This is a genomic window from Vibrio rubrogenes, assembly GCF_059641415.1.
This window is the reverse complement of record NZ_JCARSY010000018.1, coordinates 58,531-74,215: the sequence shown is the minus strand read 5'-3', so window position 1 is coordinate 74,215 and position 15,685 is coordinate 58,531. Positions and strand designations below refer to the sequence as shown.

At 47.6% G+C, this 15,685-nt stretch carries 14 protein-coding genes; 7 read left to right on the top strand and 7 right to left on the bottom strand.

All coding sequences use genetic code 11. The features are described from left to right. Nucleotides 1–734 (bottom strand): type VI secretion system tip protein TssI/VgrG (tssI, locus tag AC55NX_RS13640; RefSeq protein WP_496996242.1); only part of this gene is annotated, 734 nt, incomplete at its 3' end. Nucleotides 735–1,219: 485 nt separating this feature from the next. Here tssI and AC55NX_RS13635 point away from each other — a divergent pair. Beyond that, a complete protein-coding gene (locus tag AC55NX_RS13635; protein WP_496996241.1) occupies nucleotides 1,220–1,378 on the top strand; it encodes a hypothetical protein in 159 nt (52 codons plus the stop codon). On the opposite strand, the gene hxpB is transcribed toward AC55NX_RS13635, so the two are convergent. The 3 genes from hxpB to hrpA all read right to left on the bottom strand — a co-directional run bounded on the left by hxpB (nucleotide 1,362) and on the right by hrpA (nucleotide 6,653). Further along, nucleotides 1,362–2,018 (bottom strand): hexitol phosphatase HxpB, encoded by a 657-nt coding sequence (gene hxpB, locus AC55NX_RS13630; protein WP_496996240.1) that lies wholly within the window; start codon nucleotides 2,016–2,018, stop codon nucleotides 1,362–1,364. The two genes, AC55NX_RS13635 and hxpB, sit on opposite strands and share 17 nt — an antisense overlap. A gap of 89 nt (nucleotides 2,019–2,107) precedes the next feature. Then, the gene (locus AC55NX_RS13625; protein WP_496996239.1) at nucleotides 2,108–2,590 is read right to left on the bottom strand and encodes an outer membrane beta-barrel protein; all 483 of its coding nucleotides are present in this window, start codon (nucleotides 2,588–2,590) and stop codon (nucleotides 2,108–2,110) included. Nucleotides 2,591–2,732: 142 nt separating this feature from the next. After that, nucleotides 2,733–6,653, bottom strand: a complete 3,921-nt coding sequence (gene hrpA / locus AC55NX_RS13620) for an ATP-dependent RNA helicase HrpA (protein WP_496996238.1) — start codon at nucleotides 6,651–6,653, stop codon at nucleotides 2,733–2,735. 188 nt (nucleotides 6,654–6,841) lie between these two features. Between hrpA and AC55NX_RS13615 the strand changes: the two genes are divergently transcribed. Then, a complete protein-coding gene (locus AC55NX_RS13615) occupies nucleotides 6,842–7,210 on the top strand; it encodes a VC1380 family protein (protein ID WP_496996245.1) in 369 nt (122 codons plus the stop codon). 35 nt (nucleotides 7,211–7,245) lie between these two features. Here the strand turns inward: AC55NX_RS13615 and AC55NX_RS13610 are convergent, their stop codons facing one another. Further along, the gene (locus AC55NX_RS13610) at nucleotides 7,246–8,307 is read right to left on the bottom strand and encodes an NAD-dependent epimerase/dehydratase family protein (protein WP_496996237.1); all 1,062 of its coding nucleotides are present in this window, start codon (nucleotides 8,305–8,307) and stop codon (nucleotides 7,246–7,248) included. 3 nt (nucleotides 8,308–8,310) lie between these two features. Then, a complete protein-coding gene (locus tag AC55NX_RS13605) occupies nucleotides 8,311–8,901 on the bottom strand; it encodes a TetR/AcrR family transcriptional regulator (RefSeq protein WP_496996236.1) in 591 nt (196 codons plus the stop codon). A 374-nt stretch (nucleotides 8,902–9,275) separates the two neighbouring features. On the opposite strand from AC55NX_RS13605, the gene AC55NX_RS13600 reads away from it, so the two are divergent. From AC55NX_RS13600 to AC55NX_RS13590, 3 genes are all read left to right on the top strand, one after another. After that, nucleotides 9,276–9,725, top strand: coding sequence for a tellurite resistance TerB family protein (locus AC55NX_RS13600; RefSeq protein ID WP_059120835.1), 450 nt, complete (start codon nucleotides 9,276–9,278; stop codon nucleotides 9,723–9,725). A 285-nt stretch (nucleotides 9,726–10,010) separates the two neighbouring features. Continuing rightward, nucleotides 10,011–11,420 (top strand): 30S ribosomal protein S12 methylthiotransferase RimO, encoded by a 1,410-nt coding sequence (gene rimO, locus AC55NX_RS13595; RefSeq protein ID WP_496996235.1) that lies wholly within the window; start codon nucleotides 10,011–10,013, stop codon nucleotides 11,418–11,420. A 130-nt stretch (nucleotides 11,421–11,550) separates the two neighbouring features. Then, nucleotides 11,551–12,435 carry an EamA family transporter gene (locus AC55NX_RS13590; RefSeq protein WP_496996234.1) on the top strand — a complete coding sequence of 295 codons (885 nt, stop codon included), beginning with the start codon at nucleotides 11,551–11,553 and terminating at the stop codon, nucleotides 12,433–12,435. A gap of 35 nt (nucleotides 12,436–12,470) precedes the next feature. On the opposite strand, the gene AC55NX_RS13585 is transcribed toward AC55NX_RS13590, so the two are convergent. Continuing rightward, a complete protein-coding gene (locus AC55NX_RS13585) occupies nucleotides 12,471–13,001 on the bottom strand; it encodes a 3'-5' exonuclease (RefSeq protein WP_059120838.1) in 531 nt (176 codons plus the stop codon). A 207-nt stretch (nucleotides 13,002–13,208) separates the two neighbouring features. On the opposite strand from AC55NX_RS13585, the gene AC55NX_RS13580 reads away from it, so the two are divergent. Continuing rightward, complete coding sequence (locus tag AC55NX_RS13580) at nucleotides 13,209–13,829, top strand: DUF2760 domain-containing protein (RefSeq protein WP_496996233.1); 621 nt, start codon at nucleotides 13,209–13,211, stop codon at nucleotides 13,827–13,829. Beyond that, the gene (locus AC55NX_RS13575) at nucleotides 13,829–15,685 is read left to right on the top strand and encodes an Hsp70 family protein (RefSeq protein WP_496996232.1); all 1,857 of its coding nucleotides are present in this window, start codon (nucleotides 13,829–13,831) and stop codon (nucleotides 15,683–15,685) included. The genes AC55NX_RS13580 and AC55NX_RS13575 overlap by 1 nt, the downstream gene beginning before the upstream one ends.

Genomic DNA, 15,685 nt, shown 5'->3' with positions numbered 1-15,685 from the left:
CTGTAGGTCGGCTTTTTAAAACTGTAGTCCTGCAACCACACGGCGCTGACTTCAGACTGCTTACGCGCAGTCATTGCAGAGACATACGGCGTGTCAGAAACCCCGCCGGACAGCACGTTATACGGCACCGTCCCGCCGAGCCGGGTAAAGCCTTCCGAATTATCGGTCACCACCAGCGTATGTTTGTCGGTGTCATGGGTGAAGGTGTACATCAGCCCTTCTTCAGCTGCCAGGCGGTGGAAGAAATCTAAATCGGTTTCGCGGTATTGCACGCAGAATTCACGCGGCGGGCTTTCCCGTTTGGTGGAAAACGCATAATCGGTGATGTTCATTTCCTGCAGCAGGACGGAGAGGATTTGTGGCACGCTTTTTTGCTGGAAGATACGGCTGTTGTGGCGCAGCGAGAGTCGTTCAAGCGACGGCACCAGCGTCAGAGAATAAAAGGTGTGGTGATGGCCGGTATCGCCGCGGCTGAAATTGCGGATAATGCCATGCACCTTTTGCACCACTTGACCGCTACGCAGCACTTCGAGCAGTGCCGTGGTATCGACCATCTGCTCAAAGGTCAAATCACTGTTGCGACAGGCGAGCTCGAGATGATAACGATAGCCATAAACCGGTTGCCCGCCGGCATCGACCGATGCAGAAACGGATTCAAATCCCTGATAGTCACGCACCACCAATGACGCATCATTGACCCCATTGATCGTGAGCCTGAAACCTAACGTTGCCATGCAGAAAACCTTTGATGTTTTATTTGAGAATGTCGCTCGAAACGACTTACCTCCTATCGTATTGAAACAAAATGAATATGATGAGTATATTTTTAGTGTCGATGATAATTTTTGAAGCAAGATCTCAATATAAACCATATTGTTACATCAGGTTCAGTACACATGCCCAACGTAGCCATTCCTCCAAAATATATCTTCTTACGCGATACTCATATCACTAAAACACAGATTCCATCACAAAAAAGAGAACGGCCCCATAACAAACAAACGTCATGATATGCGTAAATATATTCAACTGAGTGACTAAAAACTCAATAAATCACCAATAAAACTGATCGACTCTTTAGATAATCACCACAATTGACTAACCATAAAGTCCATATTATGAAGTAGATCAAACCTATCGACACACAAACAGGGAAGGATCCCCAAAAGTGATCTAACCGAAAGTTTCATTCAACAAGTAAAAGAAAGCAGGCTGGGAAATGAACGCAACAGCTGATGAAGAAGATACAGCGAACGATTTTGCCGGTTATGGTGCGACACTGCCTGTCCGCCCTATATCTGTAGTAACCGATTCGGTTCTCAATCACAGATATGGGGCTGACTCTTTATATCTGGACCGATTCAGTCGATTGAACTGACCAGTGGCACGATCTCTTCCAATGAAGCAAAACATTGATCGGCCAGTGCAAAACGAGGATCCGAATTGTGTTCGTTGACCACAAATGTTGTCATTGAAGCGGCTTTGGCGGCAATCATCCCGGTGACACTATCTTCAATGACGAGACACGTCTCAGGCGCAACATCAAGTTGGCGCGCCGCACTTAAATAAACAGCAGGATGCGGTTTGCCATAGTCTTCATTTTCGGCACTACAAATTTGGCTGAAATAGTCTTTGATTTCCAGACGCTGAAGCACGGCTTGGATAATTTCCGGCCCGGATGAGGTTGCCAGACCAATGCGATAGCCCGCCTGTTTGAGCGCATTTAACAGTTGATGCACTCCCGGCAGTGAACGGCCATGCTCCCTGACTTGGACGATCAGTTTTTGTAAAATTTCTTCAGCCAGAATAGTCGGGTCAACCTCAAGCTGGCAGCGGTGACACCAAATTGCAGCAATGGCATCCAACCGCTTTCCCATGGTGTACTGAATACATGCTTCAACCGTGATCTCTGCCCCGTACTTTGCCAACGCTTCGATCTGCGCCTGCCGCCAGAATGGTTCTGAATCAATTAATACACCATCCATGTCAAAAATAACTGCTTTATATGGCAATGCCATCTGATATCTCTCCTCTGTCTGTCGGGATTTTAAATGCAAAAAGCCAGCAAGATGCTGGCTTCAATCGTTCGGTCAATGATGGATAAGACTTAAAGAAAATGGAATGTTGCATTCAGATTGAAAGTCTTCATGTCATCATCTCCCATGACATAAGTCTGGTAGCTGGCACCAAAGGAAATTGGCCCCATCAGGAAGTATTCCACACCGACACCGTACATCAAGTCAACACCATCATCTACTTTGGCACCATTGACCTTTTCATCCCAAGCATGCAGACCACCTTTGGCATAAATATGTAACGGGCCAAAATCAATGCTTGGCTTAATCGCGAAATAGCCAGTCGTCGCTTCAGTTTTATTGATTGGGGAGACATCAATTTCTTCAAATTTTGTAAAACCCGCCTCCAAGCCAATCAATGGCAGAATACCCGTCCCGACATGAATGTTGTAGGCTGTACCATGCTCACCTTTAAAGTCAGATTGTCCAACGGAAGCGCCGCCATAAATCCATGAATCTGCAAAAGCAGATGTTGATGCACCCAAAAGTGCCAATCCAATTAATGTTTTTTTCATGATGAACCTTCTCTACTTTTTCATCGGTGATCATACTAACTATACAGTGATCATACTAAAGCGGCATGAAATTGCCTACGCTCGTCAAAAAACTAACAGAATTCTCTGTAATGGTTTATCACATGCAAAAATCGAACCTAAACTAACACTCGTTGATTGCATTCTTGATCCGCTTATCCGATACAGGGTAAGGTGTTCCCAGTTGTTGAGCAAAGAAGCTCACTCTTAACTCTTCAATCATCCAGCGGATGGCTTTGACATTCTCGGGAATCGGGGTGCCTTTCGGAATTTTGTTCAATAACTCCCGATAATCTTGCGTCACCGATTCTATTTTCAGCATATGGAGTCGATCTTTATTTGGATCGATTGGTAATTTCTCTAATCGACGTTCGATAGCCTTCATATACCTTAAGATATCCGATAGCTTTTTCCAACCACATTCAGTGGCAAAACCTTTGAAGATCAAGCCTTCAATCTGTGCTTTGATATCAGAAAGTGCAAATGCCATCGTAAAATCAACTTTCCCTTTCAGCTTTTTGTTGATTTGATACGCAGTTGTCAAAATTTCTTCAACTTGCTTCGCAATATCAACCACTGTATCACCCAACTCAGCACGAACATACTCTTTCAACGCTTCAAACGTCTCGGCCTGCCAGACGAGTCCACCTTGCTCATCGATAAGTTTGTCGATCCCACAGGCAATACAATCATCAATCAGATCCAACACTTTGCCATACGGGTTGAAATAGAGTCCGAGTTTCGATTTGTTCGGTAAATTGGTGTGCAAATATTTCACCGGTGAAGGAACATTGAGCAAAATTAAGCGTCGTTCCCCTGCTCGCATTGCGCGTTGTTGCTCCTGCTCGGTCTCAAATAGCTGAATGGCAACGCTATCTTTTTCATCAACCAGTGCCGGATAGGCCCGGACATCAAAGCCACCCTTTTTCTGCTGATAGACCTGAGGTAGCTCACCGAAACTCCAGGTATGCAGGCCTTTCTGTTCGATATCGTCATCGGCGACCTGAGACAGGGTTTCTTTGACTTTGTCTTTCAGGCTCTCTTTTAATGCGAATAAGTCTTTATTTTCCCGCAGCTTTTTATGACGGTGATCGACCGCCCGGAATGTGATTCGCAGGTGATCCGGGATCTGTTCAACCTGCCAGTCTTCCCGCAGTATGGTTACCCCGGTCATCCGCTTCAGCTCTTTTTCCAGTGCATCCAACAGTGGCAGTTCCTGCGCTGTCGTCCGGGCCAAAAAGGCATCGGCGTAGTTCGGTGCCGGCACAAAATTCTTACGCAATGTTTTCGGCAACGATTTGATCAAATTGACTACTAATTCATGACGCAGCCCGGGAATCTGCCAGTCGAAGCCCATCGGCTCAATTTGGTTTAGTACGGGCAGTGGAATATGAACCGTGACACCGTCACTATCATCACCCGGTTCAAATTGATAGCTGAGCTTCAGCTTGATGCCATTCTGATGCCAGAAATTCGGATAATCGAGTTCAGTCACATGGCTGGCATCCCCTTTGAGCAACATCTCTTTTTCAAAATGGAGATATTCCGGATTCTCCCGGCTGGCCTTTTTCCACCAGGTATCAAAGTGACGACCGGAAACCACCTCAGTACCGACGCGCTGATCATAAAATTGAAACAAGGACTCATCATCAATGAGAATGTCCCGGCGTCTCGATTTATGTTCAAGCTCTTCAACTTCTTGTAACAGCTTGCGGTTTTGTTTGAAGAACGCGTGCTTAGTTTCCCACTCGCCTTCAACCAATGCGCTGCGGATAAAGATTTCCCGGCTCAGAACCGCATCGATTGCGCCATAGTTCACCAGTCGTTTGGCGACAATCGGCACACCAAATAATGTAACTTTCTCATAAGCCATCACCGCTGCACGCTTTTTCGACCAATGCGGTTCACTGTAGCTGCGTTTGATCAAGTGTTGTGCCAGCGGTTCAATCCACTCCGGCTGGATTTTTGCCACCACCCGCGCCCAGAGTTTCGAGGTTTCCACAAGCTCAGCCGACATCACCCACTTAGGTTGTTTCTTAAACAGGCCGGAAGCCGGGAAAATATGAAAACGTGCATTTCTCGCGCCGTGGTATTCTTTCTCTTCCTGATCTTTGATCCCGATATGAGACAGCAAGCCCACCAGAATCGAGGTGTGAACTCCCTGATAACTGCCGGGCTCTTCATTCAGCTTCAACCCCAGATCATGCATACTCTGATGCAACTGAAAATAGACATCCTGCCATTCGCGGATACGCAGATAGTTCAGATAGTCGCTTTTACACTGACGTCTGAACTGGTTACCGGTCAACGCCTTTTGCTGCTGCTTGATGTAATCCCATAGATTCACCAACGTCAGGAAATCAGAGTCTTCATGGTAAAAACGGCGGTGTTTCTCATCGGCGGACTGCTGTTTGTCCGCCGGGCGCTCACGGGGATCCTGAATCGACAAGGCTGCCGCGATAATCATGACCTCTTTCAGACAACCCCATTGCGGCGCTTCAAGCACCATTCGGGCCAAACGTGGATCAATCGGCAGACGCGAGAGTTTTTGCCCAATTTCGGTCAACCGTTTTTTGCGTTCCTGTGATTGGGCCTGAATCGCGCCTAACTCTTCAAGAAGACGGACACCATCTTGAATATTGCGCTTATCCGGGGCTTCAACAAAGGGAAATGCCTCGATATCACCAAGCCCCAAAGCTGTCATCTGCAAAATCACCGATGCCAGATTGGTTCTGAGAATTTCCGGGTCGGTAAACTCCGGGCGCGATTGAAAATCGTCTTCGGAATAAAGCCGGATACAGATCCCGGCTTCAACCCGGCCACAACGTCCTTTCCGCTGATTGGCACTGGCCTGAGAAATCGGCTCAATCGGTAACCGCTGCACTTTGGTGCGATAACTATAACGACTGATGCGGGCGGTACCCGGGTCAATCACGTACTTAATTCCGGGGACGGTCAAAGATGTTTCGGCAACGTTGGTTGCCAAGACGATTCTCCGGCCACTGTGAGGCTGAAAAATCCGATTCTGCTCACCGGCAGAGAGACGTGCATACAAAGGCACAATTTCGGTATGCTTAAGATTGCGCTTGCTCAAGGCATCGGCTGTATCCCTGATCTCGCGTTCCCCATTCATAAAAATCAGAATGTCTCCCGGTCCCTCATCACTCAGCTCATCGACCGCTTCAAAAATCCCCTCAAGCTGGTCACGATCACTGTCATCTTCCCCGGCTAAGGGGCGATAGCGGGTATCGACCGGATAGGTTCTGCCGGACACCTCAATAATCGGTGCCCCGTCAAAATGCTGGGAGAAACGTTCGGGGTCGATCGTTGCAGACGTGATAATCACTTTCAGATCCGGGCGTTTCGGCAACAGCTGTTTCAAATAGCCGAGAATAAAATCAATATTCAGACTACGCTCATGGGCTTCATCGATAATGATCGTATCGTACTGATTGAGGAATCGATCATGCTGAATTTCAGCCAGCAATATCCCGTCCGTCATCAGTTTAATTTGTGTCTGCTCGGAGATCTGATCATTAAAACGTACTTTATAACCAACAAAATCGCCGAGTGAGGTTTTGGTTTCTTCAGCAATTCGAGCAGCAACAGAGCGTGCTGCTAAGCGACGCGGTTGGGTATGACCAATGACCCCATAAGTACCGCGCCCCAGTTCAGCACAGATCTTCGGCAATTGCGTGGTTTTCCCTGAACCGGTTTCTCCCGCCACAATCACAACCTGATTTTTTTCAATCGCTTGGGCAATATCATCCCGTTTCTGACTCACCGGCAGTATTTCCGGGTAGTCTAATACCGCAGAAGTTTGCTGTCTGAGCTCAGCTGCCATCATCGATTTGGCAATGTCCTGAGCAATTTCATCAAAAACTGCCTGCTTGGCGCTGGGATTGTTAATTCTATTGGCACCCTGAATCCGTTTATTCAGGCGGAACCGATCTCTGAGCATACATTCGTTCAATGCATGACGCAGCGTTTCCGGGGTATTGGGCTGTGCCTGAGGGAGCTGGGTATGTGGCTGTGACGACGTCAAAGCGAATCCTATTGTATACTTGATTAAAACTGGCCGGATTGTATCACTGTCAGGCCATGACACCAAAAACTCCTTGGTTTTCATCATTCATCTGACCAGACAGTTCTCAATCCAATCTGGTGCAGGTTCACCGTTTTTGATGTATATTTCGTTTGATGTCAGACATGCAGGATGAGACCATAGATAACGTGAAAGCTTCTGAATTCATTCATATACTTAATGCCCTGCCCAATGATCCGGAAATCGTTACCGGAGAAATGTGGCTTCCGGAAAGCTTATTACAGGTCACATATCTCGATGATTTGCTATTTTGTCAGTTTGATAATGCACCGGAAGAGAATGAAGGCGAAGAAGAAGGCAGAGGATTCGTCGAGCATGAACTGACACTGCTTAAAAGTCATATCATGCAGATCTTTTTGGAAAAAGCCCCGTTGGAACATAAACGGGATGCGATTCTGGCTTTGATTCTTTATGCGCATGAACACTCATCATCCGATGTTGTCGAAATGCTTGAGCAACTCAGCCTACAAGAAAACAGTTTACAAGAACATGATTAAGACATTTAACCTCACCACATCAGCAAAGCGCCTTGTCAGCGCTCCAACTGCCCGGTCTCAATCAACTGCGCAAAGAAGTCGTTCATCGTCACTGCCAGCGGCCGGTATTTGAGACCCAGTTCCCCGATACTTTTGGTATTGTTGCCCTTCCAAGCATATCCGACATTTTGTGCAATACTTTTCCGAGTCATCGTCGGGTTGAGCATCGGCCCAAATAACCAGACGAGAAACTTCGGTAGTACCCGTTTGGGCAGCGGGTAATGCTTGCCATATTGGGGCAGCAGTTGATGCGCCATTTCAAGTAATGTCGTGTTATAACCAGAGATGATATATCGTCCCCGGGCATGGGTAGTATAGGCCGCAGATAAATGAGCTTCAGCGACATCCCGGACATCCACAACCCCGACTCCCCAGTCCGGCACGCCAGCTTTCATGGAACCATCCCCCATCTGACGGATGATGTGAAAACTTTCAGAGGTCATATCAGGGTTGATAGCAGGCCCCATCACCAGAGAAGGATTGATGACGACCAACCTCCACTGTTGTTGAGTCTCTGCGATACGCCACGCCTCTTTTTCAGCTTCAGTTTTAGAATATGAGTATGGATTATGCTCCAGAGAGCTGGAGTGATTCCAGACTTCTTCAGTCAACATACCGTGCTCTAAGTCTGACAAATCAGCATTATCGCCATAGATAGCAGCACAACTGCTGGTCAGTACAACGCGTTGTACTGACGGCGTTAACATAGCTTGATTCAGCACATTACGAGTGCCTTGAACGGCAGGTGTAATCAACTCACTTTGCGGATCGCTGACCTGAAGCCGAAATGGTGACGCGGTGTGAAATACCACACGGCATCCTTGCATTGCTTGCGCATATGAGCCGTCATCGAGTAAATCCGCCTGAAAATAGCGAAGTGTACCCGGTGCGGTACGAGCAATTCGATTCAGATATTTGAGTTTGTCCTGAGCCATTAAATTACGAACCGTTGCATGTACCGTTACGCCGGATTCCAGTAAACGTTTGATCAGCCAGCCGGCCACATACCCTGTTGCGCCAGTCACAAGTACCGGCCATTTCCGCTCAATGCTATACATGATTCAATCAATCTCATCTAAACAGGATGCAGAAATTGCGATCCCACGCCAATAAACGCGAAACGCCTCTCGAAATATCGTTTCAGTCTCATCGAGAGTGTATTTTTTCCGGTTTGTGTACACTACCAATGAATGCAGATAACTTTGCGCTGTGATACAGGTCAGTTCAGGGGAAACAGGGTGTAATGTCCCGCTGGCCTGGGCGTCTTTCAGTTTTTCGAGCATCGGCTCCCATAACTCTTCAGCATCTTGACGCGCAGTTTCACCCAATAACTGGGAGGAGTTTAAGACATTCAGTGCCCGATATTCCATCAGATGCTCGTAAGACCAGTGCGCAAAAGTAATCCATTGGGTAAAAAAGACATCGAGAGTCGAAGCAGAGAAATCCACATGGCTCAATATCACGTCAACCATATTGCGTTTGATAAAGAGATAAACATCATCGATCAGCATTTGCTTGGTTTCAAAATGATTAAACAGCGTACCATTGGAGACACCGGCTTCTTTTGCAATAGCAGCGGTCGTGACGCCGACCCCATCCTGAGCGAACAAACGAATCGCGGCTTCAATAATCTGCAGTTTCTTTGTGTTCATCAACAACGTGTTCACCAAAAACAATAATTAGAGTGACTAGTCACTCTAAAGTAATACACAAACATATCATCAGTCAATCATTACTTGATTGAGAATTATTTTCATTTTAATCAATAGAACCAGTCTGACATAAAGGCTCATATTGTGAGCATTGAAAAATGAACCGGCTCGCACTCCGGTGGTCAAAAAAAAACAAAAGAGGCATCGATGCAGTCTTTCAAGATGGGGTGATTCTCCAGTCGGATTCCATTGTATGACCTTATTCCCAATGCACTTGGGTATAAAACAATCAATATCGAGTCGATCACGTTTATTTTCTGATGATCCTATGATATTTCTTACGGCTGATAATCAAGCGCTTCTGTGAGGAAAATATGTTTAATACCATTACATCGCTTTTTAAGGAACTACTTGAGGGTCAGGATCTCGGTCATCACGAAGACAGTCCGCAACTGGCAATCGCTTGTCTGTTGACTGAGGTGTCAGGTGCTGATCACGACATATCTCAGCCAGAAAAAAATGCGCAAACTCAACTTCTCATCAAACTGTGTCAACTGACTCAACCCGAAGCAGACAATCTGTTAAAGCAGGCTGCACTGCAAGTCAAAGATTCAGCTTCGCTCTATGATTTTACATCTCAACTGAGAACTTTATCTCAAGAAAGACGTTTTGAACTGATCCGTGCCATGTGGGAAGTCGCCAATGCCGATCATTATATCGACCCGTTTGAAGATGCGGTAATTCGTAAGACCGCAGAGCTTTTATATGTCGATCACAGTGAATTTATCCGGGCAAAACTGATCGTGACCGATCATAAATCTTAACGGCTCATCCCTCTTCGCGGTATCTTCCGGGATTTCTCGTCACGATAAACGCAACATATTTATATCCATTTATTTCCAGAGAGAAGTCGGACAATCCTGAACGACTTCTTCTGTTCAATTTCTACACGTCCGCTATAATGTGTGCCCTTTGATAACCGGATGATGTTAAAACAGTCTCAAGTCATCCGGAACCACTGTAAGACAACGATTTGAGCCGCTTGGCCGAATCGCTGTTTGATAAGCGGTGACCATTGATAACATACGATTAGGTAGCAAAATAAAGCAATGACAGTCCATACTTATACGCCAAATCAAACCACGACTCTGGATACAGCGCAAAAAACACTGACACAGCAAGAATCAATGAATCATGCAGCGTCAGGAAACAGAATCGGATTTGTCTCTCTGGGGTGCCCGAAAAACCTTGTCGATTCGGAGCGAATTCTGACGCAATTACGCACCGAAGGGTACGATATCGTCAGCCAGTATCAGAATGCCGATTTGGTCATCGTCAACACTTGTGGTTTTATCGACAGTGCTGTTCAGGAGTCTCTGGATGCGATCGGAGAAGCGCTGAATGAAAACGGCAAAGTCATTGTGACCGGATGCCTTGGGGCGCGAGAAGATGAAATCCGAGAAGTCCATCCCAATGTATTAGGCATTACCGGACCACATGCTTACGAAAATGTACTCGAGCATGTTCATCAGTTTGTGCCGCGTCCGGCACACAATCCATATACCAGTCTCGTCCCGGATCATGGCGTCAAACTGACCCCGAAACACTACGCGTATCTGAAAATCTCAGAAGGCTGTAATCATCGTTGTACGTTCTGCATTATCCCTTCCATGCGCGGTCAGTTAGTGAGCCGCCCGGTTGGCGAAATCATCGGAGAAGCAGAACGACTGAAAAACGCGGGCGTCAAAGAACTACTTGTGATCAGTCAGGATACCAGTGCTTATGGCGTGGATACCAAACACAGCCTTGGTTTCTCAAACGGCACGCCGGTGCGGCAAAACCTCAAAGCACTCAGCGAATATCTGAGTCAGTTAGGAATTTGGGTCCGACTCCATTATGTTTATCCTTATCCCCATGTGGATGACATCATCCCATTGATGGCGGAAGGAAAAATCTTGCCCTATCTCGACATCCCCTTTCAACATGCCAGCCCGCGTGTTTTGAAAATGATGAAACGGCCGGGACAAGCAGAACGGACATTGGAGCGCATTAAGCAGTGGCGTGAAATCTGCCCTCAATTAGTCATTCGTTCCACCTTTATCGTCGGTTTCCCCGGAGAAACGGAAGAAGACTTTCAAATCTTACTCGATTGGCTCCAGGAAGCGCAGCTCGATCGGGTCGGATGTTTTAAATATTCTCCGGTTGAAGGCGCAACAGCCAATGAACTGGCCGAACAGGTTGCGGAATCGATCAAACAGGAACGCTATGAGCGTTTTATGGCGTTGCAACAAGCAATCAGTACCGCAAAACTACAACGTCGTATCGGCAGTCAAATGCAAGTGCTGATCGATGAAGTTGATCAAGAAGGTGCGATTGGCCGAACTTACGCTGACGCTCCGGAAATCGACGGCGTGGTTTATCTCAATGGTGAAACGGGTGTGAAAGCAGGTGATTTGGTCAATGTCACGATTGAACATGCGGACGAATATGATCTGTGGGGCAGCCTGACCGCTGACTAGCATACCTCTCTTTTCTCCCTCAGCAGCATCATGATGATCTCCCGATGATGCTGATTGTTTTTACAAAAGCAGCAACTAAAGCTATGCTGCTTTTCCTTTTTCTTTTCTGATAAAAGAAGGATTCCTGAAGATGTGGATTCTTGTGACCCTCTTTGCTGCGGCTTGCCAGTCCATTCGTACTGCTTATCAAAAAACACTCTCTCAAGAGCAAGGCTTTTTACACGCAACCATGGCACGCTCGTTGTATGGTTTACCCATTGTGAGTGTCTATCTGCTGATTTGTTGGCATTTTATCGGACAAATTACGTTCCCTTCCATCGGACAATTTCTCGGTTATGCCTCTGTCTGTGCCATTGCACAGGTGCTCGCCACTTATTTGATGCTCCGGGTTTTTCAATCCGGCAGTTTTGCGTTAGGCACGCTTCTGGCAAAAACAGAAGCGGTTCTGGCAGCGCTGATCGGCATTCCGTTATTACACAATTCGCTGAACCTGATTGCTTGGAGCGGTATCGCACTGGGCGTCACCGGGACGTTAGTGATGAGTATACGGCTGAGTAACTTACGTCATATGCATAAAGATATGTCACTGCTTGCCGGGTTGGGTAGCGGATTATGCTTTGCCATTACATCAGTGACAGCGTCACTTGCGAGTCATTCATTACAAGGCTCGATCATTACCAGCGCCGGTATCACCATTTGGTACGTACTTGCACTGCAATCGGTGCTCTTATGTAGTCTGCAAATCTATCGCAGCCGTGATCTCTTCTCGCCCGTGAAGCAGTCTTTCCTGCTCAGCAGCAAAGTTGGCATTCTCAGCTCACTGGGTTCGATCGGATGGTTCACCGGATTTGCACTGATTAATCCGGCACTGGTCAAAACGCTGGGACAAGTAGAGATTCTCGGCACGCTCTACTTTTCCAAACGTCGCTTTCATGAACGGATGACCTTACGACAATGGCTCGGTGGCAGCATGATCGTCGGTAGTGTCATCTTGGTCGCGGTTGCAACGCTGTGAAATGGTGAGTCTCTGCGCGCCACGAACGACCAGTGCTATAACATCGTCAATGCCAGTTTAGCGAGGTTATAGGCGTCAACATACCCGGAATGCTGACGTCCTTCCCATGGAATTCCTGCCGCTTCTTGGGCCGTCCGGTGTCCGCTCCGGCGTTCTTTCATGCGGTGTTGAATCCGGTACAAGGTTGCCAGATTAATAAACTCATGGATCGGTGACTCGATGCCTTTCTGCTCGCACTCTCGTTGCAAAATCAGATCATCCCTGCCCCATGCCATGTAGACTTTATTGGTTGAACCAAAGTTTTTGATTATCGACTGAACCACCTGCGCCAATGGCCGACCTTGCTTTTCCAATTTGCGCGGGGTGATGCCCGTCAGTTCAGCGCAGAATAAAGACACTTCATCCTGTTCCGGCTGAACATAATACTGGGCTCTTTTCACAATTTTACCTTCATCCAGTGCGATTTCAGCCAAACCGATTTCAATAATTTCTCCGGTTGTTCCGACACCGTTTTCATTCCAACAACACATTTCCAGATCGAAGCAGACTACCCGATTGCAGTTCATAACCTATATACCCAGTATTTCGCTCAAACCCGTGATCATAATGAAATAATCTCAAAAAGCGAATCACGGATACAACCCTCAGAACAGGATGAACAAATATTCAGCGAACAAGCGCATGATGATAGTAAATCCAGTGCCTGATACATGGCTTTATGGCCTTTTGTGTTAATATTCGTACCACTATTTTAATGTAGCAGAGAATTGCATATGACCTTCGATCTAAACACCATGCCGACAAGTTTCGACATGCTTCATGCCATTCTGGCCCTGTGTGCCATCGTTTTATTCATTTTAGTGATCAGTCGTCGGGCCAAAGTCATCGAAAAAATTGTTGAGAAACCAGTCGAAACCGTCGTTGAAAAACCGATTGAAAAGATTGTCGAAGTGGAAAAAGTCGTTGAAGTCGAAAAAGTGGTTGAGAAAGTCGTCGAATCCAAACTGGCAACAGCATCAACGGATGCTGCATTACAAATACTGGCTCTGTTTCAGAAAGAAGCCAGACTGATCGATTTTCTCAATGAAGAGATTATTCACTATTCCGACGAAGAAGTGGGAGCCGCTGCACGTGTCATTCACAGTGGCGGTAAAAAAGTACTGGATGACTATCTTCGTCTCCAACCCATTCGTCATGAAGCAGAAGAAAGCCACATCACGATTGAAGCGGATTTCAACCCACAAGCCATTCGTCTGACGGGCCATGTTACCGGTCATGCACCTTATCAGGGACTGTTGGTTCACAAAGGCTGGCAAGTCACAGAAATCAGCCTCCCGCAAATCGCACCAGACTATGATACATCGATTATTGCACCGGCAGAGGTGGAACTGTAATGGAACAACATGCGCGTTATTGTGTCGGTATCGATCTCGGAACCACTCACAGTGTGTTGTCTTATGTGGATATGCACGCTGAAACCCCGCAGGTCACGGTATTATCTATTCCGCAAATGACCGCACCGGGTACGGTGGAATCATTGCCTCAGTTAGGCTCATTTGTTTATCAGCCCCATGAGCATGAAATGTCTCCTAAAGCCCGGATTTTGCCCTGGAGTGATGAACCGCAAGCGCTGGTCGGGGCAATCGCCCGCAATTTGGGGAGTAAAACACCGATTCGTCTCATCGCCAGTGCCAAATCCTGGCTGTGTCATGGTGGTATCAACCGCCGCGAAGCTTTTTTGCCGGCCGGTAGTCCGGATGACGTCAGTAAACTATCACCACTACAGGCCAGCGAACTGTATCTGGCGCACTTACAAAACGCCTGGAACCATCAGTTCCCCCAATATCCTTTGGCGGAACAAGATGTCACCATTACAATCCCGGCCTCATTTGACCCGGCTGCCCGCGACTTCACGGCAGAAGCCGCTAAAAATATCGGCCTCAACCGTCGGACTCTGCTGGAAGAACCTCAAGCAGCACTTTATAGCTGGATTGATGCCAATGGTGACTCATGGCGTGAGCGTGTCAATGTCGGTGATGTGGTACTGGTGGTTGATATCGGGGGCGGAACAACCGACTTATCTCTAGTCGAAGTCAAAGAGAGTGATGGCCATCTGGTTCTGGAACGGGTTGCTGTCGGTGAACATATTCTGCTGGGCGGTGACAATATGGATCTCGCCCTCGCCTATCGTCTGAAAATGAAATTGGCACAGAATGGTCAAGAGCTGCAACCATGGCAGATTCAGGCAATCACTCACGCCTGCCGTGATGCCAAAGAAGCACTACTCAATGATGCAGAATTGACAGCGGTACCGATTGTTGTACCAAGCAGAAGTTCGAAACTTTTCGGTGCGACGTTGAAAACCGAACTGACGCAACAAGAAGTCCGCCAGACGCTGGTAGATGGCTTCTTCCCTCAAGTCGGAATTAGCGAGCTGCCCCAACAAAGAGCCCGAGGAGCACTGACCCAAATGGGGCTGCCCTATGCGCAGGATGCAGGTATCACCCGCCATATTGCGGCATTTTTAACCAGACAGGCAAGTGTATCCACAGCTGCTGACCCCGTGATGCCGTTTGGCGGAATTCCCGGCCTGGAAACGTCCTCATCTCCTACATTCATTCAACCCAGCGCGATTTTACTCAACGGCGGTGTCCTCAAATCGACGTTACTTGCAGAGCGGCTGCTGGCAACCATCAATCGTTGGCTGACCGATGCGGGGGCTGAGTCAGCCCGCACACTGACCGGCATTAATCTTGATCTGGCCGTGTCTCAGGGAGCGGCCTATTACGGTGCGGTACGTCAGGGAAGCGGCGTCAGAATTCGCGGCGGATTAGCCAGTGCTTATTATGTCGGAATTGAAAGTGCCATGCCGGCAATTCCGGGCATGGCTCCCCCACTGGAAGCAATATGTGTAACCCCTTTCGGGATGGAAGAAGGCGCCAGTGTCACCATCAGTCAACGGGAGTTTGGTTTGGTGATTGGTCAACCGGTTCACTTCCAATTTTTCGGTTCAACGGTTCGGCGGGATGACTCAGCCGGTACCCATCTGGATGCCTGGTCTGCAGATGAACTACAGCAACTACCGGAGATTCAGGTGACATTGCCCGTCACCGAAGGCCGCAAAAACGGTCAGATTGTGCCGGTGACTCTCGCAGCCCGTGTCACAGAAGTGGGAACGCTATATCTGGAAGCCATTGCCACAGATAACGGCCAAAAATGGCATGTCGAGTTTGATGTGCGTGAAGGATAA